Source organism: Johnsonella ignava ATCC 51276 (genome assembly GCF_000235445.1).
Lineage (GTDB): Bacteria > Bacillota > Clostridia > Lachnospirales > Lachnospiraceae > Johnsonella > Johnsonella ignava.
Map to the genome: position 1 here is coordinate 1 of NZ_JH378837.1, position 20,032 is coordinate 20,032.

Annotated in this window: 21 protein-coding genes; 19 read left to right on the forward strand and 2 right to left on the reverse strand. The window is 33.1% G+C overall.

Going from position 1 to position 20,032, the window contains the following annotated elements; all coding sequences use genetic code 11:
- Nucleotides 1-137 precede the first annotated feature (137 nt).
- Entirely contained in the window at nt 138-437 is a 300-nt protein-coding gene (locus HMPREF9333_RS09760; protein ID WP_005539280.1) for a transposase, read from the reverse strand.
- A gap of 357 nt (nt 438-794) precedes the next feature.
- Between HMPREF9333_RS09760 and HMPREF9333_RS09765 the strand changes: the two genes are divergently transcribed.
- From HMPREF9333_RS09765 to HMPREF9333_RS09785, 5 genes are all read left to right on the forward strand, one after another.
- Nucleotides 795-1,490 carry an endonuclease/exonuclease/phosphatase family protein gene (locus tag HMPREF9333_RS09765; RefSeq protein ID WP_005541695.1) on the forward strand — a complete coding sequence of 232 codons (696 nt, stop codon included), beginning with the start codon at nt 795-797 and terminating at the stop codon, nt 1,488-1,490.
- Nucleotides 1,491-1,661: 171 nt separating this feature from the next.
- Complete coding sequence (locus HMPREF9333_RS09770) at nt 1,662-2,027, forward strand: hypothetical protein (protein ID WP_005541696.1); 366 nt, start codon at nt 1,662-1,664, stop codon at nt 2,025-2,027.
- A gap of 477 nt (nt 2,028-2,504) precedes the next feature.
- A complete protein-coding gene (locus HMPREF9333_RS09775) occupies nt 2,505-2,855 on the forward strand; it encodes an arsenate reductase family protein (RefSeq protein WP_005541697.1) in 351 nt (116 codons plus the stop codon).
- Nucleotides 2,856-3,323: 468 nt separating this feature from the next.
- Nucleotides 3,324-3,842, forward strand: coding sequence for an isochorismatase family protein (locus HMPREF9333_RS09780; RefSeq protein WP_005541698.1), 519 nt, complete (start codon nt 3,324-3,326; stop codon nt 3,840-3,842).
- A 150-nt stretch (nt 3,843-3,992) separates the two neighbouring features.
- A complete protein-coding gene (locus tag HMPREF9333_RS09785) occupies nt 3,993-4,490 on the forward strand; it encodes a hypothetical protein (protein WP_005541699.1) in 498 nt (165 codons plus the stop codon).
- A 293-nt stretch (nt 4,491-4,783) separates the two neighbouring features.
- Here the strand turns inward: HMPREF9333_RS09785 and HMPREF9333_RS09790 are convergent, their stop codons facing one another.
- A complete protein-coding gene (locus HMPREF9333_RS09790; protein ID WP_040882865.1) occupies nt 4,784-6,913 on the reverse strand; it encodes an IdeS/Mac family cysteine endopeptidase in 2,130 nt (709 codons plus the stop codon).
- 403 nt (nt 6,914-7,316) lie between these two features.
- Between HMPREF9333_RS09790 and HMPREF9333_RS09795 the strand changes: the two genes are divergently transcribed.
- The 14 genes from HMPREF9333_RS09795 (at nt 7,317) to HMPREF9333_RS09860 (ending at nt 19,997) form a co-directional block, all read left to right on the forward strand.
- Nucleotides 7,317-7,982, forward strand: a complete 666-nt coding sequence (locus HMPREF9333_RS09795) for a TetR/AcrR family transcriptional regulator (protein ID WP_005541701.1) — start codon at nt 7,317-7,319, stop codon at nt 7,980-7,982.
- Entirely contained in the window at nt 7,975-8,718 is a 744-nt protein-coding gene (locus HMPREF9333_RS09800) for an ABC transporter ATP-binding protein (RefSeq protein ID WP_005541702.1), read from the forward strand. The genes HMPREF9333_RS09795 and HMPREF9333_RS09800 overlap by 8 nt, the downstream gene beginning before the upstream one ends.
- Entirely contained in the window at nt 8,702-9,412 is a 711-nt protein-coding gene (locus tag HMPREF9333_RS09805; RefSeq protein ID WP_005541704.1) for an ABC transporter permease, read from the forward strand. Before HMPREF9333_RS09800 ends, HMPREF9333_RS09805 begins: the two co-directional genes overlap by 17 nt.
- Nucleotides 9,412-9,633: a hypothetical protein gene (locus HMPREF9333_RS09810; RefSeq protein ID WP_005541705.1), complete on the forward strand. Its 222-nt coding sequence runs from the start codon at nt 9,412-9,414 to the stop codon at nt 9,631-9,633. Before HMPREF9333_RS09805 ends, HMPREF9333_RS09810 begins: the two co-directional genes overlap by 1 nt.
- 480 nt (nt 9,634-10,113) lie before the next feature.
- Entirely contained in the window at nt 10,114-10,821 is a 708-nt protein-coding gene (locus HMPREF9333_RS09815) for a DUF5714 domain-containing protein (protein WP_005541707.1), read from the forward strand.
- Between the two features lie 204 nt (nt 10,822-11,025).
- The gene (locus HMPREF9333_RS09820) at nt 11,026-11,376 is read left to right on the forward strand and encodes a nitrous oxide-stimulated promoter family protein (RefSeq protein WP_005541709.1); all 351 of its coding nucleotides are present in this window, start codon (nt 11,026-11,028) and stop codon (nt 11,374-11,376) included.
- A gap of 80 nt (nt 11,377-11,456) precedes the next feature.
- Nucleotides 11,457-12,215 (forward strand): alpha/beta fold hydrolase, encoded by a 759-nt coding sequence (locus HMPREF9333_RS09825; RefSeq protein WP_005541710.1) that lies wholly within the window; start codon nt 11,457-11,459, stop codon nt 12,213-12,215.
- 380 nt (nt 12,216-12,595) lie between these two features.
- The gene (locus HMPREF9333_RS09830; RefSeq protein ID WP_005541711.1) at nt 12,596-12,964 is read left to right on the forward strand and encodes a nuclear transport factor 2 family protein; all 369 of its coding nucleotides are present in this window, start codon (nt 12,596-12,598) and stop codon (nt 12,962-12,964) included.
- Nucleotides 12,965-13,027: 63 nt separating this feature from the next.
- Complete coding sequence (locus HMPREF9333_RS09835) at nt 13,028-13,456, forward strand: Rrf2 family transcriptional regulator (protein ID WP_242822339.1); 429 nt, start codon at nt 13,028-13,030, stop codon at nt 13,454-13,456.
- A gap of 184 nt (nt 13,457-13,640) precedes the next feature.
- Nucleotides 13,641-14,468, forward strand: coding sequence for a protein-ADP-ribose hydrolase (locus tag HMPREF9333_RS09840; RefSeq protein WP_005541713.1), 828 nt, complete (start codon nt 13,641-13,643; stop codon nt 14,466-14,468).
- 37 nt (nt 14,469-14,505) lie between these two features.
- Nucleotides 14,506-16,128, forward strand: coding sequence for an AAA family ATPase (locus HMPREF9333_RS09845; protein ID WP_005541714.1), 1,623 nt, complete (start codon nt 14,506-14,508; stop codon nt 16,126-16,128).
- 15 nt (nt 16,129-16,143) lie between these two features.
- Entirely contained in the window at nt 16,144-17,532 is a 1,389-nt protein-coding gene (locus tag HMPREF9333_RS09850; RefSeq protein ID WP_005541715.1) for a 5-methylcytosine restriction system specificity protein McrC, read from the forward strand.
- A 20-nt stretch (nt 17,533-17,552) separates the two neighbouring features.
- Entirely contained in the window at nt 17,553-18,542 is a 990-nt protein-coding gene (locus tag HMPREF9333_RS09855; protein ID WP_005541716.1) for an SIR2 family NAD-dependent protein deacylase, read from the forward strand.
- 288 nt (nt 18,543-18,830) lie between these two features.
- Nucleotides 18,831-19,997, forward strand: coding sequence for an iron-containing alcohol dehydrogenase (locus tag HMPREF9333_RS09860; RefSeq protein ID WP_005541717.1), 1,167 nt, complete (start codon nt 18,831-18,833; stop codon nt 19,995-19,997).
- Nucleotides 19,998-20,032 lie beyond the last annotated feature (35 nt).

The following is a 20,032-nucleotide window of genomic DNA, read 5'->3' on the forward strand; positions in this document are numbered from 1 at the left end:
TCTTGTGTTTTTTGCAAGATAAGAAGACTTCCTGTGCCTCAGGTAGTTGTAATAAGCGTTTGGATATATATCAAGGCGTCTGAGAAGCCAGCGGACTCCCAGTTCGTCCTTGTTTTCATCAATGAATCGATAAGCCTCTAATCGATTTCTTTTGCAAAGAATGCCGCTGCTTTTTTTAGGAATAGATTTTCCTTTCGTGCCTCTTCAAGCTCTGCTCGAAGTCGGCGATTTTCTTTCATAAGCTCCAATTCATTTTGGGCAGTTGGATTAGTTAAGGCTTGTTCCCGGCATTCTTTGCTAAATTTTCTACACCATATGGTAATGCTTGATTTGGCAACGCCATATTCAGCAGAAAGGCTTTGTAGTGTACGTCCTTCTTCCAAATGAAGGCGTACAAGTTTTTTCTTAAACTCCGGTTCGTAATGTTGTTGTGACATAATAATTTCTCCTATTTTATAATTATATTTATTAGTCACTCCTGTTACAACTATAGTTTACCACAACATATAATAAGAAAATAAAATCATATTATTGAATGCGTTATAAACGAAAGGTCTTGAAATACGAGAAATGTTTTTCAGAAGATAGACTTAATATGCGTTACCCTATAATTATGAATATGGGTAGGAGCAGTTTTTTTAAAAATGATTTGATACTGGAACTGGGACGGGTAAAAAAATCTAAAAACGAGCCTAAATATAACGGATTTCTCAAAACTCAACAAACGAAAAGCCTTTATTTTGAAAGGTTTTGGATGAAGTGAACAGCAGAAAAAGAAGAGATGGAGTAGAAATATGAGAATTTCAAGTTTTAATATAAATAAATTTCAAGGAGCATATAGTAATATAAATACCAAAGGAGGCTATTATAATCCACGAAATATAAATTTTAAAACTCATATTAACAGTATCGTGAATTCTCTTTTGAAAGATAAAGATGACATTATTTTTTTACAAGAGTTTTATGATAAAGATAATTTGAAATCTAGAGAGTTTTTTATAAATCATGGTTATGCTATTTATCATAATATCGAAGATAAATATGATAAGGAATTTAACAAATGTAAAAGCCATGTTGTTGCAATTACATTAAAAGAATCTCCATGGAAAATAATAAAGCCAAGTCCTGAAATAGAATTACAAAATAAATTTGTAGTAATGGAGTTAGAAGAAAAATCATTAAAAATTATTAGCTTTCATAGCACGGATGATAAGATAAGAGCGATAGTAGAGACAGAATTTAAAAACGTGGATAAGCAAATAATTTTAGGAGATTTTAATAATAAAGATTGGATAGAATATTTAAATTCTAAGAATTTTGAATATAGAGATTTGGTAACAAACGATATGATAACTTTTAAGCCTGCACAGACTGCAATAGATAGAATTTTTGTAACAAAAGAATATGACAGTAGTAAGATTGTATTTAATGGAGTTATTGAAACATATGCTTCTGATCATAACATACTAACTTTTTTATTGACTAAATAAATTTTACGGATAAAATTTATGGGAGTTTTTTGAGTTATGTATATTGAACAAAAATAATATGGCGATAGCGATAAAATTAGATTACTGAATTTGTTACAAGACAAAATGTTACAAGTATGTTATATCACAACAATATTAATTAAAATAAATTAGAAATTTGCAGAGGGACAAATGATAATAATCAGCATCAATACAGGGAATTTTGATTTTGTATCAATAGATAGTGCACTAGAATTTGTGGCTAAAGTGGCAAATGAAAAGGATGATATCTGGATCAGCGGAGAAGAAAAATATCCTTGCATGGCTGTTTGTATCAATGGGGAATATGCCGCTGTGAATTATTTCCAAAATGATACAGGAGAGATGTGGTTGTCTTATAGTGAGGATAATCATAAAGAAATCACTTTTAATGCCGGTGGTGAGGAATGGACACCCGATATCAATGCGGTTATTAAATTAAACGATATGTTTTCCTGCATTAGAGAATTTTTGCTTACTTATAAAAGACCTTCTTGTATTAAGTGGAAAAAGTTGTAAAAAGAAGAATTTGAAGTATTGGTAAAAAACAGTTTTGATAAAAAATAGCCAAAGAAAATCAAGAAACAGTAAAAGCGCATTCCGCAAATCAAAGAGAAAAGGTCTTTACCAAACCAGCAGAAAGCTGTTGCGACTTTTGGGAACTTATAAGATCTGCTGAGGTAATCAGTAGATAAAATTCAAGTTTTGTGGTAATATAGCCAAAGAAATCGAATTTACTTCTTTAATGAAGTAGTTGGCTATATAAATCTTGCTACATGCAAGGATTGTTTATACAATAATCCTGATGTAGAATGTAAGTCTGCACAGGAAATTATAACGCGTAGTAGGGGATATGCTCCTACAGTCAGTATATCCGGATTTTAGTAAAAAACTGCGAGAGTTCAGCGGACCATAGGGTAGATTTTATGGATATACTAATCATCCAATTTGCAGACATAGTTGACCGATTAAAAGATAGTTGAGAGGTGTTCTTAAATGATATTTATTTGTTATCCAAAATGTTCAACTTGCCAAAAGGCTAAAAAATGGCTTGATGAGCATAATATAGACTATACAGAGCGTCATATTGTGGATGCTAATCCAACTTATGATGAATTAAAGGTATGGTACTCGAAAAGTGAACTTCCGCTAAAAAAGTTCTTTAATACCAGTGGGTTACTGTATAAAGAAATGCAGCTTAAGGACAAGCTTCCTGCAATGAGCCAAGAGGAACAACTACAGCTACTTGCTACAAATGGCATGCTGGTAAAGCGACCATTGGTTGTAAATGGTGATACTGTGCTTGTCGGTTTTAAGGAATCGGAGTGGACTGAAAAATTGAAGTGATATGAAGTGGTATAATATATTAAACCTTTGTTAGAGATTAGTAAATTTAGAAAAGATACTACCTGATAGACATAACAATAAAAACCAGAGATAAAATCTGTTTCTGTTGCTGAAGAATTATTGGAGATAGCACTTGGAAATATAGAAAACAAGCGATAAAATAAGAAAACAAGATGTAAGTTGACAAAAAATAAACGAACAAAAAAGAAACTAACAAAACGGCAAAATGAGCCGTAAAGAAGCCTATTATTAAGCTCTCAGATATCGTCCAAGAAATTGATACATATAAATGATTTATAACCTTGAGAGTATAAGATGTAGGACTGAGTGTTTATACCAAGTATCAGTAATGACACCATACCATATAAATAAGAATAGAATACTCCATTACAGCTGTTTTATTACAATTCAAAATAACTTGGATATATTTTTACATATAGGATAGATGTCAGAAAGGATGATTATTGAATGAAAGTATTAGTTGTTGACATACAAAAAGGAATTACGAATGAGAGTTTATATAATTATCGGGAGTTTATGAATAATACATCAGCAATTGTTTCAAAGGCTCGTCAGAATGGTGTTGAAGTCATATATATTCAGCATGATGATGGACCGGGAACAGGTTTTTCGGTTGGTGATAATGACTTTGAAATCGCTGATTATATTGCACCATACCCTAGTGAGAAGATTTTTATTAAAAATAAGAATAGTTGCTTTTCAAATTCAGATTTTATAAATTATGTGAAAGATGAAGACATATTAATCATTATTGGTCTTCAGACGAATTTTTGTATAGATGCAACGGTGAGATCTGCTTTTGAAAGAGGTTATAGAGTTTTTGTTCCTAATAATGCTAATTCTACCTTTGATAATGATTATATGGATAGAGAAACAACCTATAGATACTATAATGAAATGATGTGGCAGGGTAGATATGCAGAGTGTATTTCTATTGAGGATACACTCAAATTAATAGAGCAGTAATTTATTGTTTTGTAGATATATAAATTCAGCTTGTAAGACACAAAATTATTGTTCTAAACAAATAATAAAAACTAGTAAAACTTTATTCTAAATATTTAAGATAAATGGTTAATTGTTAAAAAGTAATAATTTAAATTTGTGGAGTAAAATATGAGATTACTAAAAAATAGGATAAAGAATGAACTTACAAAATTATGGACAGGAGAGCTTGTTGCTGTTATATCATTTTGGGTATGTTTTTTTATTATAAAAGATAGGCTTTTAAATACAAAGATGTTGATTTCTATTTTATATCCATTAACTATATTGAGTTTGATTCTTATTCAAGGCTCAATATATTGGTTGATTTTGTTAAAGAGACTATCATCACCACAATTTGCCGGAACATATACAAGAAAGATATATAGTATACTTAAAATTATTGATCTTGTTTTACTGTGCTTTGGTGTTCCGATAATTATAGTTAATTATTTTAATGCTACTGTAATGATGTTTGCAATTTTCATTTTGGCATTTGCAGTAATTGAGTGGATAAACTATTACAAAGTACGATTGTCTTACAGTTATAATCCCTTAGTTTTATTGAGACGTATTAAAAACGGGCAACTCTCAAAGAGTAGATTAGCTAAAGAAATTCACAATCTGTGAGGGGGGAGAAGTATATAGTAGAAAGCGAGAGTTTGCGACAGCACTTTTTGCTGATTACGCTAAATATTCTGAATGATAAATGGGTGGTGTAAAGTAGAGAAGTATGATAATTTACACCACCTACCAAGTATAAATAAATTCAATATACTCCCATCCTCTAAAATTTGGCATATTCTCTGTTTTAGGTCATTATATTCAATCTATTTGATACCGGACGCTTTTTACAGTTACTACTTGTATGACACTAAAAAAGGCACTCAGATATATGATCCAAGTGCCTTTCTAGAGTTTTTTTAATTTTTAAAATAACTTTCCCACTGTGTGCTTCCAAGATACAATATATGAAGATATCCTATGGTTGAACCTGATGCTTTGTTGGTTTGGTTTGTAGATACTTTTGCAACTCCTCCTACATTGCGTACTTCATAGCGTTTCATTCCCAAATTATTTTCATCCGCTCCTTCATTCTGGTCATCCGAATCGCTTATATATACGGCTTTAAGCTTTCCGTTTAAATCATATTCAGCACCCCACAGAGTTACAATATGATTACTGTTTGTAAAAGCCTTGTGTGATAAGCCTATTAAACCTTCATTTCCAAGAGTTTCTTTAAGTATATCGCTTAAAGCCTCATAGTTTCCACCGTAAGTACGCTCTGTTAGTTTTCCCCCCTTAAATACATCATAGAAAAATCCGCCTCGATTATCAGGAGTCAAATCTTCTCTTTCCGGATTAGTACCACCGCCTGCCTTAGGGGTGTATCCGTTAATAAATAAATCCATCAACAGGTCGGAATAAAATCCTTTATCATTATGTCCGAATAATACCTTGAAAAGCTCAAATATACCGCTAGATTGCTGACTTTTAAAGGAGCTTTTCAAAACTGAAAGCTGCCTGTTTGCACGGGTTATATCTCCGTTTTTCGCTATATATCTGTCGACATATTCGCTGTTTTGCTCAAACCACCAATGTAACATATTTGATGCAACGGCTCCAAAACAAAGGTTTTTATCTACATCAACATTACCGCCGGCTTTTGTTTTATTTACATCAAACCAAGAATTACCCCAAACAAATGGTGCTTTATAATCAACATATGTATCTGAACCTGAATTGGTAACTTCCTTCTGAAAATCTCCATTTTCTCCCATGGTCGGAGCATTTATACCCTTTGCCCAAATTATAGTTCTGATTTCTCCGGACTCATTTGTATACTGCACCACATTATCATTCTTTGCAGTTGTCAATGAATTTTTTATCTTTTCAGCTTTATTTAGTTTATCCTGCTCCTGTTCTTCGGCAGTTTTATTGCTATTATCCTGTACATCTGTATTTTTGTTGTTTTGTTCCTGTGGTTTTTCCGCATTGGAAGATGTGGCAGGCTGTAGACTGTTTTTTTCCTTATTACCGTTTTTTTGATTTTCAGAACCTTGCCTACCCGGCTCAGCTGCCTCATTTTTATTATTTCCGGGCTGAACAATATTTTTGTTTCCCTTCGGCTGTGAATTTGAGTTGTTATTATCTTCCATTTGCGGTTTGTTTGAACTTTGAGTATCTGTATTGTCTGAAGTGGTACTGTTTTCTTTTGCGGTGTTATTTGTACCGATATTATTTTGCTCGGATTTATCCTTATTATCAAAAGTATTACCGACGGTATTATTTAGATTACCGTCGGTATTATTTAGATTACCGTATTCATTTTCTTGACTCGAACTTCCGGTAATTCCGTCTTTTTTGGAAGAATCACTTTGAGATAAAATGCTGTCATGTGAGGCTTGTGCTTGGACTGCTTCGCTTCTCCGACCTGAATCGCCGCCATTTGAACCGCCGCCTTTGCTTGAAACACCTCCTCGGCTTGAACCACCGCTGCCACTTGCACCGCCTCGACTTGAACCTCCTCCGCCTGACCCTCCGGATCTTCCGGTTGTATTTAATGATTTTTGCTTAAGATTATTGCCGGCTGTATTTGTACTTATCCCCTTGCCGGATTCATAATGCTCTACTCTATTTTCATCAATCCATCTGCCTGTAGTGCCAAGCTTGTATCCATCAACCGCAGTATTTGCATACATCCTTCCAAGCCTGGCTTTATCCACTCCTTCAAAATAATAGCAATATCCGTCTATCCACTGCCAGCCTGTCAAGAGCGCACCTTGATTGACATTTTTACTGCTGTCCAGGAAATACCAATTATTACCGGCATCCAAATACCAGCCTGTTTTTAAACTTCCGTCCTCATTGAAAAAATACCAGGTATTATTTATATGTTGCCAAGCTTTTAATGATTTAGCCTCTTTGTAATATTTCCAATGGTTATTTTCGAATTTCCATCCATCAATACCTGCGTGTGCATTAAATGAAAATAACATTGATATTGAAAGTCCTAAAAAGATCGGTTTTAATTTTTTGTTAAATTTTTGCATTATGTATTGTCCTTTCATTAACTCAAAAAATGTAACAGCTAAGTTATTTCTCTATATTCAGTATCAAAATACTGAACGAACCGTAGCATATATTACATGTTTTGATAGGTTTTGTCAAGTATTTTTCTATAAATAGTATAACCTAACTTAGGAGATGATCTTCTGAAATCTGCTCCCTTTTTACTCTAAGTTTATAAAAAATATCTAAACGTAAATCTTACTATATGTAATTAAAATAACAGGAGCAGATAGGATTTGATAAAGTGCTTGTAATATACATGTAGAAGAAATCAACAACAATCATAAAAATATATTATTAAAATTGCTTGACAAGAAAAGATAAGGGGTGTATTATTAAAATAAAAAACCGAACGGTCGGTTTTATTTAAGAGGTATTGCATTTATGTCAAAAGAATACAACTCACAAGCCACTATTGAAGCCATCTTATCGGTATCAGCAAAACTTTTTTTAGAAAAGGGATTTGATAAGACTAGTATGCAGGATATTGCCACAACTGCCGGTATATCAAAAGGGGCTATTTATCATCATTTTAAATCTAAAGATGAAATTATAAAATCTGTTATGGAAAAACAGACGAAAACTGTAAAGGATGCAATGGAGAATTTCCTGTCAGGCACACGCTCTTTAAGTGGTAAAGAACAATTACAACTAATTTTAGAAAAAAATCTTGAAAATCAAGAAGCTCATTATTTAGATGATGCAATGAGCATCCGCATGAAAAGTGCAGAATTTGTTTTATCCTATATGCAGGGTTGTGTAAATAAAGATTCCGGCTTTGTTTCTGAAATTATTAAGCGAGGAATTGCAGATGGTTCACTTATTACAGATTTTCCAGACGAATGTGCGGAGGTTTTTCTGCTGCTGCTGAATGTGTGGTGTGATCCTGCTGTTTTTGAGTGCGACGGTGAGAAGTTGTCATTGCGGTTAAGATTTTTGCAACATATGATGAAGGCTATAGGGATAGATGTGCTAAGTAATACGCTTATTGAAAAATCACTGGAGTTATTGCACAGATTATATGACAGAGAGGATAAAGCCGGTGAATAATACTTTAATAGTAGAAACAAAGAACCTTACAAAAACTTTTACTGGAAAAGAAGTAATTAAATGCTGTAATATGAGTGTGGAAAAAGGTATAATTTATGGATTTTTAGGGGCAAATGGAGCGGGGAAAACGACTATATTCAAGCTATTATCAGGACTGCTAAAACCGACTATGGGTAAAGTACAGGTTTTAGGAATGGACATCGTCTCAGAACATAGTAGTATTTTGTCAGAAATAGGCACTTTAATTGAAACGCCAATTTTTTATGAGCATTTATCAGCAACAGAAAATTTGAAAATACATCTTGCATACATGGGTAAGGAAGATGGAGATATAGCGGATATTCTATCAAAAGTCGGGTTAAATGATACCGGTGTTCAGCCTGTATCAACATTCTCATTGGGTATGCGTCAACGTTTAGCTATAGCAAGAGCAATTATTCATAAACCCAAATTGTTGGTTTTGGATGAACCTATTAACGGACTTGACCCTATGGGAATTAGAGAAATGCGAGATTTGTTTATAAAGCTTGTAAAAACACAAGGAATGACCTTGCTTATTTCCAGCCATATTTTAACAGAAATTGAACATATTGCCGATACCATAGGAGTAATTGTAAACGGAACAATAGTAAGAGAGGTTTCCATGGCAAAAGTAAAAGCTGAATATCCCTCCGGTCTTGAAGATTATTTCATGGATATAATGACAGGGAGGAAAGAAAATGAAGACACTTATTAGATTAGAATTGAAAAAAAACAAAATTAATACTTATATAATAGCCAGCCTTATTATTGCAATCACAATGTTGGGATTCCTATTTCTTTTTGCATACGCTCCTATGTTAGAGCCGAATGATAAAGACATGGCAATTTTTTCGGGATACAATAATCTGATTCCTTTATTTGGTGTTTTTAATATGGCGGTATTTTGTGTGATGTCAGCAGTTATGTATTCAAAGTTTGTTATTGAAGACTATTCGGGTAAACGTCCGATTTTGCTCTTTTCATATCCGGTGAGTCGTAAAAAAATTATTTTGTCAAAACTAAGCGTTGTATGTGTATTTACAATTATTTCAATGGTTATCAGTAACATTATTGTTTTTCTGACATTCGGAATAACTGAAAAATTTATACATCTTGTAGGCAGAGATTTTACATTTTCTATAATGTTGCAAGTTATTGAAAGCACTCTTGTTATGTCATTTATAGCTGCAAGTATCGGAGTTGTAGCTGTAGGAATTGGATTTATCAAAAAATCAGTACCAACTACTATTGTCTCATCCGTACTTATTGCCTCGCTAATGTGTAATATAGTAGTAAATGTAACATTAAGCAGGATAACAATGTATGTGGTTGCAGTAATAATGATACTTATAGGGATAATATTCTCAATATTTCTGATTAAAAAAGTAAATGCTATGGAGGTTGAATAATGGAACAGATAATAGAGAAAACAGTAGACAAATGGCTTGAAAGCATATCAACAGGGCTATATGTATATAGCATTGGTTTTGGTATTGTGCTTATAATTTCAGGAGTTATTTTATTGTTGAAAAAAAGGGGTTCAAAAGATAAAAAAGGCATTTTCTATGGTGGTTTAGTTTGTATTATAGTAGGGATTATTGCTATTGTAAGTGGATTTATGCAGATGTAGCAGTATAAGATTAAATATCTTTCATCCAGGCAATTTAGATATAAAAACTTTGTTGTGGCAGCAGGATCTTTATGTGTCTAAACCGAATATTGCGGTCTGATGGCGGTTTTGAAATAATCAAAGCCGCCGTTTTTATTGGTGAATCTGATTGAGTATATTTCTAAAAAAGTGAAAGTTCCTAATCCGATCGGCAGTGCTAAAGATACGGCCGGACACCGGGATTACCCGGTGTGAATCGGGATCTGAAGGAATATTTAAGAAAACCTCTGGTATGAGCGAGAGTGTAGTGATATAATTAAAGTTGTAACAGTTGGCTAATAATATATAGTAATTTTATAGGGAAAAGAGGAGTTATGATACTATAAAAAATTAAATTCTGGATTTAAAAAGAAAATTGTTCATCTTCGTTTGGAAGAGGGAAGTAACTAATTGAAAAATAAAATACTTTAAGCTATAAATTGAAGCTGGGAGGTATGCCCTGTGAAAGAGGAATGTTTAATTTGCAAAGCTCCTATTGAATATCTTGAGTCAGATATTATTATGGAGTGTGAGCTCTGCCATAAAAGGGAAAATAGTAAAACAAGATGCCTTAATGAACATTATGTATGCAATGATTGCCATACTCAGGGGCTTGACAGCATAATTGGATTATGTATGAGAGAACAGTCAAAAAATCCGGTTAAAATAATTGAAAAACTTATGTTAATGTCATTTTGCCATATGCATGGTCCGGAGCATCATGTTATGGTCGGCTCTGCACTGCTGACAGCATATAAGAATGCAGGTGGAGACATTGATCTGCACAGTACGTTGATTGAGATGATGAATCGTGGGAAAAATGTCCCGGGTGGTGTATGCGGATTCTGGGGAGCTTGCGGAGCCGGGCTCAGTTCGGGGATGTTTATCTCCATAATTTCAAAATCCACACCATTGGCTAATGAGCCGTTTTCTTTGTCCCATAAGATGACTGCCAAGTCATTGGAGCAGATCGGCGAGGTAGGAGGTCCACGCTGTTGTAAAAGAGATTCATTTCTGTCAATACAATCTGCGATAGATTTTGTTAAAGAACATTTCGGCGTTGAGATGGAAAATCCAAAAATTGTATGTAAATTTTATGCACAAAACAATCAGTGCATAAGAAAGCGGTGCCCGTTTTTTAAGGGGGAAGATTTGGATACCCTTATATAATGCCCAGGTATCTCACTGCTTTTAGGGGTAATGTTTCTGCGGTATTGATGAGTGTCGTATTTCCAATTTTTACTTGACCGGTTATCTAAAATGGATTATATATAAAGTTATAATTTGTAATAGTAGAATTAAAAAAGTATTACAGAAGATATGTTATTTAGTGGTTCCGCTCTTTTTGTATTACCTAATGGAGAGAGATGACTTATGAATGAGGAAAAGATAGAAAAAAAGAGGAAAAATGAAAGCCGGATAGTCGTTCAGATGATTGAACTTTATTGTCGTAAAAAACACACAGATTTATATAATATAATGGTATGTGATGACTGTAAAAGATTGATGGACTATGCTCGTTCAAGGATTGATAATTGTCCGTTTATGGAAAATAAGACATTTTGTGCCAACTGTAAAATTCATTGCTATTCCGCTGAAATGAGAAAGAAGATAAGGGAAGTGATGCGTTACAGCGGATCAAGAATGCTCCTATATCATCCGGTTATGTGTATCAGGCATGCAATAACAAGTTTCAAAAAAATTGAAAAAAATGTAGTTTTATAATAAAGTTTTAAAACACCTTATTGGTGAGAGGATTTTATTTATATGATAGATATTATTAAATTATATTTGCAGGTATGAAAATGAAAGAGTATAAAATAAGAGGGACAAATTATAAAATTCGTTACAACGATTTTTCAGGAGAACTGACACCTATTCTATTTATACATGGTTTAGGATGTGCAGGATCTTTTGACTATGTAGAAGTAGCATCTAAACTGGGGTTTACACACCGAATAATTTTAGTGGATTTATTGGGTGCAGGGTATAGTGATAAGCCTTTATCTTTCAAATACACGGTTACTTCGCATGCCGGATATTTAAAAGAATTTATTGATGACCTTGATTTAGATAAAATTATTATATTTGGACATAGTTTGGGTGGTCCTATAGCGATAGAATTAAGTAATTTGTTAAAAGATAGAATATATAAATTGATACTTAGTGAATCTAATTTAGATCCAAGTAGTCATGGAGCGGCAAGTTTTGAAATTGGACATTTAGATGAAAGCGATTTGGAAAACAGTTTTAAAATAAAGCTTATGGAGTATGAGAGGTCAGGTAATACAATGTGGGTGGCTACTTTAAAAAACTGGTTGCCGAAGGCTGCTTTTGAAGTTTCTATTAATGCCGTTAGTGGAGGAACACCATCATGGAGGGAGTTTTTGTACCAATTTGAATTTCCTAAATATTTTATTTTTGGAGAGAGATCATTACCGGATAAGGATTTTGAAATATTAAAAAAGCACAATATAAAAATTGAAGTTGTTCCGGACGCCGGACATTCAATGGCTTGGGAAAACCCTGATGGTCTGGCTCAGGCTATAAAAAATTGTCTATAAAATTTGAGGTACCTGGAGCGGATAGCCTATAAGACATTATTTTATTTGGTTGTTTATAAAGCTCCCTGAACGGAGTATAAACAAGTCAAGATTATAAAATAGAATCCAGATAAAGCGACAAGTTATAACCGCTGTCGTACTTTTCGATTAAGTTGTAATTGAATACACATTGCCAACTATATCGGCATATGAAGCAGTAAGTCTTGAAAAGGATTTACTGCTTTTTTTGCACGTGGTAGTGTAGGCTTATAATTTTGCAGCATAAAAAATTTTAAAAAAAGATGTAACCATTGATATTACATTTTGAGCATGATAATATAAAAAACAAGATAAAATCAAAAAGGTTACATCAAGCAATAAAAATTCCGGAGGAAATTATCATGACAAACAAAGAGAAAGCATTGGAGCTTATAGGAACATTTGCATCAGGAGATACAGTAAAAGCAAAGGAACTTTTTGCAGAGGATTATATTCAACACAATACAGCGATTTCAGATGGACTTTCAGGACTTGGAGCTGCTTTGGAAGCGATGGCAAAGCAAGGAATACAAATGGTATACAATAAAACACATTTTGTACTTGCTTATGGAGATTATGCACTTGCAGTCAGTGAAGGAACATTTGGCAAAGCTCCAACGTCATATTATGGCTTGTTTCGTGTTGAAAATGGAAAAATCGCTGAGCATTGGGACGTTATGGAAACGATAGCGGATGAAACAACTTGGCAAAACCAAAATGGGGAATTTTAATGTAACTCTTGAATTTACAACGAAATAGATGTAGAATGATAACAGGAGGATTAAACTATGTAAATATCAAGCAGATTTACTGTAGCTCTGCACATTTTGACCTGTGTGGAGATATTCAAAAATGAGTATAAAATTACAAGTGAATTTCTTGCAGGTAGTATAAATACGAATCCTGTTATCATTAGAAAAATTCTTACACAGCTTAGAAATGCAGGGCTGATTACAGTAGCAAGAGGTACAGGGGGAATAAAGCCAACAAGACCTCTAAGAGATATAACTTTTTACGATGTATATGAGGCTATAGATCCGGTGGAAAATGGAGACCTGTTTAATTTTCATGCCGGTCCTAACCCTCAGTGTCCGGTAGGACGAAATATTCACTCATTGTTGGATGATAAACTAAAGGCTATACAATTTGCAATGGAGAATGAAATGAGGAAATATAATATAGATGATCTAAGGAGTGGGATGCAGAAACTTTTGGAAAAATAAATATAATATTTAGAAATTAAAAAAATGCAGCACTTTTTTAGAGGGAAATAATGGAAACAAAGGACTATTTTAGGTATATAGTTGATGAAATTCATACTGTTATAGTTGCAACTGTGGATAGTGAAGGATTTCCGGTTAGCAGCTATTGATATGACGGATGTAGATGATAAGGGGGGTAATATTTATGACTCATGAGGAACAAAGATTATGGCTGATTAAACAGTTACAAAAAGATGATTCACAGTTAAGTGATTACAGAATACCAAAAGATGAACAAGGGCAAAAGGACCTGCTTCGTGGGCTTATGAATATATGGCTTCCAAAGGAACTTGATGAAGAGTTCTTAAAGATTCAGGATGAGTACCTGACAGAGGAAAACAGAAGAGTAGGTATTGTAGATATTGAAGATTTAGAGCCTCTCGGTTGTGATAACAGACTGTATTTATGGCAGGGAGACATGACTACCCTTCGTGTGGATGCAATTACCAATCCGGCTAACAGTGCTCTTTTAGGATGTTTTAGAATTCTTCATAATTGTGCGGATAATTGTATACATTCAAAAGCAGGGCTGGCACTTAGATATCGCTGTAATTCCATAATGCAGGCTCAGGGACATGAGGAAGCAACAGGACAGGCAAAAATTACTCCTGCTTATAATCTTCCCTGTAAATATGTGCTGCATACAGTAGGTCCTATTGTGCAGGGACCATTACAAAATAAGCACGAGGAACTGTTAGCATCCTGTTATCGTTCCTGTCTGGAACTTGCTGATGAGAATGGAGTTAAGAGCCTTGCTTTTTGCTGCATATCTACAGGAGTATTCATGTTTCCAAATGAAAGAGCTGCTGAGATAGCAGTAAGTACAGTTTGTAAATATTATGAGGAAACAGGAAGTCAGATAAAAGTTATCTTTAATGTCTATAAGGATGAGGACTTAGATATTTACAGCAGAATATTATTTGTTGGGGATACAGATAAAAACAATAAGAAATATAGGGAAAGTAAACTTTAGCCTAGTGAAATTATAAACTTAAAGGAGATGTGCAGCTATGATGCTACTTACACTTGACTCAACTTTTCAGGATATTAGGGATTTATTGGAAAATGGAGATGAGTATTTCAATCAAATAATTAGAAATGTATCAAAGCGTGATGATGAAAAAAAGAACTATAAATTTTATTTTTTCATGGCGCTTGCTTTAGGTGGTGTCGATGATAATAGTAGCTATCAAGAAAAATTTTTAAACCTAGTTGGAATCAAAAAAGATGAATGGTCTATAATGACCAGAGATTTTGTACAGATAGAAAAAGCTGCTTCCACCAAAAAAACAGGCTTAGATTCCAAGTATAATAAGAAGTTAACAAATTTAAATCCGAATATATCTCTAAGAATTCTTTATAACAAAGATACTATGGAATTGGAAGATAGCGAAGGAAATAATATATTCAGTAGTTCCGATAATTGGTGTTTTGAATCATATAGCAATGATGACGGTCCCATAAGAGCTAAGAAAGAGATAAATCAGGTTATTGAAGATTTAATTGATGAATGCAACATAAAAATTACTTCTCAGTATAAATTATTGTTAGCCAATAAACAGCTTATTATGCATGGTGCACCAGGTACTGGAAAGACTTTTTCTGCCATATACGAGCTTGCTGATAGGTTGTTGAACATTTCGTATAAAACCGAAGAAGAAAAAAAAGAAATTAAAAAAATCCAAGTGGATATGGTACAGTTCCATCCATCCTATGACTATACTGATTTTATAGATGGTATAAGACCTGATTTGTCAAGTAAGGGGCTAAAATATATGCTTAAAAATGGTTCGTTTAAGTCTTTCTGCCGCCGAGCCGGTGTTATAGAAAGAATATACGAAGCTGATAAGTCAGTTGATACAAAAACTATAGATGAATTCCTAGACGGAGAAGACGATTCAATTAGGAATTTCTGGAAAAATAAAATAAAAAAAGATGAACTAAAAAAAGAAATTGAATATGCAAATCAAAAAGTAAATAAAAAACAAGCTAAAAAAGTTGATACTATAACTTTTGACACAAGTAAACTTCCTAAATTCTTATTCATTATCGATGAAATAAACCGGGCAGAGATTTCAAAAGTTCTTGGAGAAACTATGTACTGCCTTGATCCTGATTACAGAGGACAGAAAGGTGCTATTTCAACACAATATTCTGCACTTGCGACCAAAGAAACATTATTTATAAGTGAGGATAATGATAAATTTTTTATTCCTTCAAATGTCTATATCATTGGGACTATGAATGATATAGACAGGAGTGTTGAGGTATTTGATTTTGCTTTAAGAAGACGTTTTGCATGGTATGAAGTAAAGGCAGAGGAAGTTAAAGATATTATATTAACATCAATGGAAATAGATAGAGTTTTTGCTTCTGATTATGAAGATTATAAAGAGAGAATAAAGGCACTTAATAAGTCAATTACGAATGATTTAAAACTAACTGAACATTACCATCTCGGTCCAGCGTACTTTGCTAAAATTAAATTTTACTTTTCTAAAGATAACCCGAATTATAAAGAAGCTAGAGAGAAAGTATGGAATAATCATCTTTCACAGATTTTAGACGAATATGTCAAGGGTAAGGGAAGGCATGTAGAAATCGAAAATATCAAAAATTCCTTTATATTGTAACAAGGAGTATGAACTATGAAAGATAAAGTGTTTATTACTCTTAAGGATAATCAACAACCTAACGATATATATTGTTTTGCCGGTGATAATGTAAATGATATATTATATGGTAAAATACCCGAAAAAGGCAGAAAATCTATAGAGGCTGTTAGCTCTGTGAATAGACTTTTGAAAGAACATAAAATAATTACGATACCTAAAAAAGATAGTTTTAAAAATGATACTATTATAGAAATAAGAAACAGCAACGTATATACTTATAACTGGGTTGGTGTTATCTCTACACCGATTCCGGATAAGAGTAACCACAGTTGCCGAATAGAAATAACATCACGCTTTGATGCTGTTAAAAAGCAGCACTTTCTTCTTTACTTATTAAGCAGTGTTTATGGGTTTAATATTTTTAACATAGATATTAATAGTGAGGAAGAAAGCGATTATATAATTATATTGATAATTCTATATCTAAATAAACTGATTGAAGCTTATAGGGACGGATTGTACAAAGAATATATCAGACGGGAATATAATGATTATAATTTTAAAGGAGTGATAGATGTAAATAGACACCTGAAGTTAAACACGCCTTTCATTGGTAAAACCGCTTATACAGTAAGAGAATATACATATGATAACGAAATATTATGCCTAATGCGACAGACCATAGATTATATTGTCTGTGAACATACACAAGTATGGGAGGGATATCTAAGTACAGAACCAATATTTAATGAGATAGTTGAAGTCATAGAAAATGCAACTCCATCATACAGGAAGAATATTAATTATGCAGATACTTTAAAGTGTAGAATAGAAATCTCTCATCCTATGTATCAGAACTATGAAGACGCACGAAAACTTGCACTTATGATATTAAATGAATCCGGTAAAAATATATTTGACAATTCTGAAGAGCTGTCATTTAGCCTGTTAATTGACATGGCTTGGCTTTGGGAGGAGTTTGTTGCGGAAAAACTTTTAAAAGAATACAATTATAATCATTTATTTACTGATGGTTCTAGAGGAAGCTTAAAGTGGGCAGATGAAAAACATTGGTATCCTGATTTTATTGAAAGAAAAAATGAATATAATAGACGAATTATCTTTGATGCAAAGTATAAATTTTGGGATTATCAAAAAAATGAAGATATTCACCAATTACTTTCATATTTATTCATAACAGGTGGAAATAAATGCGGAGTAATTTATCCTTTTAATGCTGAATATGAAGAATGGGAGAGTATAAATTTATATGCCTTTAATGGTTTCTATGGAGATACAAATCCAACAATGTATAAACTGCCACTATATATTCCTCAAAATAATAATATTGACTATTCAGAATATTGTAAAAGTATGAATAATTCAATAAAAAACTGGAAGAATAATTTTCGATGTTTTTAAAGACAAGGACAAGAAATATTATGAAGAATTACTATGATAAAAAAGATGGTTACAGAAAAACTATTCAGCAAGGCTTAATTGGAGCCGGGACTTTCGGCAGAAGTAAGTCTAAGGGACAAGGTACAAAAGAAGAACAAATTAAGATATTAAAAAATGAAATTCAAAATGCCGATGCTATTGTAGTAGGTGCAGGTGCAGGTTTATCAACCTCTGCCGGATTTAGCTACAGTGGAGAGCGGTTTGAAAAATATTTTTTTGATTTTGCAGAAAAATATGGAATGAAGGATATATATTCAGGAGGATTTTATCCGTTTCCCGATAATGAAACAAGATGGGCATGGTGGGCAAGACATATATACTTTAACAGATATATTGAACCGCCGGAACCGGTTTATAGAAAGCTGCTTTCTCTTTTAAAAGATAAGAATTATTTTGTAATCACAACAAATGTTGACCATCAATTTCAAAGAGCAGGTTTTGATAAAAGGAGACTATTTTACACTCAAGGAGATTATGGATTGTTTCAAAGCGTTAATCCAAAAATTCAAAAGACATATGATAATGAAGACTGGGTTATGAAAGCGATGGAAGTACAAGGCTTTATTAAAGATAGAAATGGAATATTTATTCTCCCTGATAATAGAGAAATATCTATGAAAATTCCAACAAGCCTTATTCCTAAATGCCCTGATGATAATTCAGATGTTACAATAAATCTCAGGGCTGATGATTCGTTTGTAGAAGACGAAGGATGGTATAAAGCTTCAGAGGAGTATTATAATTTTCTTAAAACAAATGAGAATATGCATATTTTATTTTTAGAACTTGGAGTTGGAGCAAATACGCCTGTAATTATAAAATATCCGTTTTGGCAGATGACAATGTCGAATGAAAACGCAGTATATGCGTGTATCAATTATGGAGAAGCATTTTGCCCGGGTGAAATTGAAGGAAGAAGTATTTGTATAGACGGGGATATTGGAAAAGCTATAAATGATATAATGAAATAACAGTTACCTGAAAGTCAGTAATGAAGATATGTATAAATTTATTAAAATAAAAGATATTTATCAAGGGGGGTACCGTGTATGCGGTATACTCTTAATCAATACAATTATTAAAACAGAAGCTATTTATCTATTTATCGGAACTTATATATATCATAAATATTTGATTTTAATAAATATAAATAAAATGTCTAAGCAATAAAAAAGTTATAGAGTTTGAGGAATATAATTTTTTATTAACTCAAAAACAAAAATATAATTAATATATATAATAAACAGGAGGAATTAAAAATGTTAGGAAATTTCAGTTACAAAAATGCAACAAAGTTATATTTTGGAGATGATTCTTTGAAGTATTTAAATGAAGAACTTAAGCAGTATGGAAAGAATGTCCAGCTTATTTATGGCGGCGGTTCAATAAAGAAAAATGGTATTTATGATTCTGTTGTAGAAATTCTTAAAGCGAATGGTAAGAATATCGTGGAAGATGGCGGAGTTATGCCGAATCCAACACTGGAAAAACTATATGAAGGTGCTAAAATTGCAAAGGAAAATCATGTGGATTTTATTCTTGCAGTAGGTGGAGGCTCGGTATGTGATTACGCAAAAGCGGTTGCTGTTTCAGCACATTGCGATGAAGATCCCTGGGATAAATACTATATCCGTTTTGAAGAACCAAGCTGTGAGATTATTCCGGTAGGATGCGTTCTTACAATGGCAGGAACAGGTTCGGAAATGAATGGAGGAGCGGTTATTACAAACCATAAAGCAAAACTGAAGGTTGGTCATGTATTCGGTGAGGAAGTAATGCCGAAGTTTTCTATCCTGAATCCGAAATTTACTATGTCTTTGCCAAAGAAACAGATGATAGCAGGAATATATGATATATTCAGTCATATTTGTGAGCAGTATTTTTCAGGAGAAGATGACAATACAAGCGATTATCTTGCAGAAGCATTAATGAAATCAGTGATTCATTCATCTCTTATAGCCATTGACAATTCTCAAGATTATGAAGCACGCTCTAATATTATGTGGTCTGCCACATGGGCATTAAATACATTGATTTCAATGGGTAAAACTACTGACTGGATGGTTCATATGCTTGGACATTCAGTAGGTGCCTATACAGATGCAATACATGGTATGTCCCTGGCTGCCGTATCTATCCCGTATTATCGTTATATAATGCCGTATGGACTTAAAAAATTTGTTAGGTTTGCAAAAGAGGTATGGGGAGTTAATCCTGATGGAAAGAGTGATGAAGAAACTGCTAATGAAGGTTTGTCTAAAATGGAAGAATGGATGAAAAAACTGGGAGTTACGATGAAAATTTCTGAATTGGGAGTAACAGAAGAAATGATAGAGAAAATTGCGGACGGTACGATGATTCTTAATGGTGGATATAAGCAATTAACACGGGATGAAATAATTGCTATTTTAAAAGAGAGTCTGTAGAACTACAGAAAATTTAAGTATTGGAGTATTTATGC

What these genes read in the sequence shown, in the direction of transcription:
- HMPREF9333_RS09810 (WP_005541705.1), top strand. Translation starts at nt 9,412, where the DNA reads ATGGAACAGATAATAGAGAAAACAGTAGACAAATGGCTTGAAAGCATA.
- HMPREF9333_RS09825 (WP_005541710.1), top strand. Translation starts at nt 11,457, where the DNA reads ATGAAAGAGTATAAAATAAGAGGGACAAATTATAAAATTCGTTACAAC.
- HMPREF9333_RS09805 (WP_005541704.1), top strand. Translation starts at nt 8,702, where the DNA reads ATGAAGACACTTATTAGATTAGAATTGAAAAAAAACAAAATTAATACT.
- HMPREF9333_RS09855 (WP_005541716.1), top strand. Translation starts at nt 17,553, where the DNA reads ATGAAGAATTACTATGATAAAAAAGATGGTTACAGAAAAACTATTCAG.
- HMPREF9333_RS09785 (WP_005541699.1), top strand. Translation starts at nt 3,993, where the DNA reads ATGAGATTACTAAAAAATAGGATAAAGAATGAACTTACAAAATTATGG.
- HMPREF9333_RS09850 (WP_005541715.1), top strand. Translation starts at nt 16,144, where the DNA reads ATGAAAGATAAAGTGTTTATTACTCTTAAGGATAATCAACAACCTAAC.
- HMPREF9333_RS09790 (WP_040882865.1), bottom strand. Translation starts at nt 6,913, where the DNA reads ATGCAAAAATTTAACAAAAAATTAAAACCGATCTTTTTAGGACTTTCA.
- HMPREF9333_RS09770 (WP_005541696.1), top strand. Translation starts at nt 1,662, where the DNA reads ATGATAATAATCAGCATCAATACAGGGAATTTTGATTTTGTATCAATA.
- HMPREF9333_RS09795 (WP_005541701.1), top strand. Translation starts at nt 7,317, where the DNA reads ATGTCAAAAGAATACAACTCACAAGCCACTATTGAAGCCATCTTATCG.
- HMPREF9333_RS09860 (WP_005541717.1), top strand. Translation starts at nt 18,831, where the DNA reads ATGTTAGGAAATTTCAGTTACAAAAATGCAACAAAGTTATATTTTGGA.
- HMPREF9333_RS09775 (WP_005541697.1), top strand. Translation starts at nt 2,505, where the DNA reads ATGATATTTATTTGTTATCCAAAATGTTCAACTTGCCAAAAGGCTAAA.
- HMPREF9333_RS09830 (WP_005541711.1), top strand. Translation starts at nt 12,596, where the DNA reads ATGACAAACAAAGAGAAAGCATTGGAGCTTATAGGAACATTTGCATCA.
- HMPREF9333_RS09765 (WP_005541695.1), top strand. Translation starts at nt 795, where the DNA reads ATGAGAATTTCAAGTTTTAATATAAATAAATTTCAAGGAGCATATAGT.
- HMPREF9333_RS09845 (WP_005541714.1), top strand. Translation starts at nt 14,506, where the DNA reads ATGATGCTACTTACACTTGACTCAACTTTTCAGGATATTAGGGATTTA.
- HMPREF9333_RS09840 (WP_005541713.1), top strand. Translation starts at nt 13,641, where the DNA reads ATGACTCATGAGGAACAAAGATTATGGCTGATTAAACAGTTACAAAAA.
- HMPREF9333_RS09760 (WP_005539280.1), bottom strand. Translation starts at nt 437, where the DNA reads ATGTCACAACAACATTACGAACCGGAGTTTAAGAAAAAACTTGTACGC.
- HMPREF9333_RS09820 (WP_005541709.1), top strand. Translation starts at nt 11,026, where the DNA reads ATGAATGAGGAAAAGATAGAAAAAAAGAGGAAAAATGAAAGCCGGATA.
- HMPREF9333_RS09780 (WP_005541698.1), top strand. Translation starts at nt 3,324, where the DNA reads ATGAAAGTATTAGTTGTTGACATACAAAAAGGAATTACGAATGAGAGT.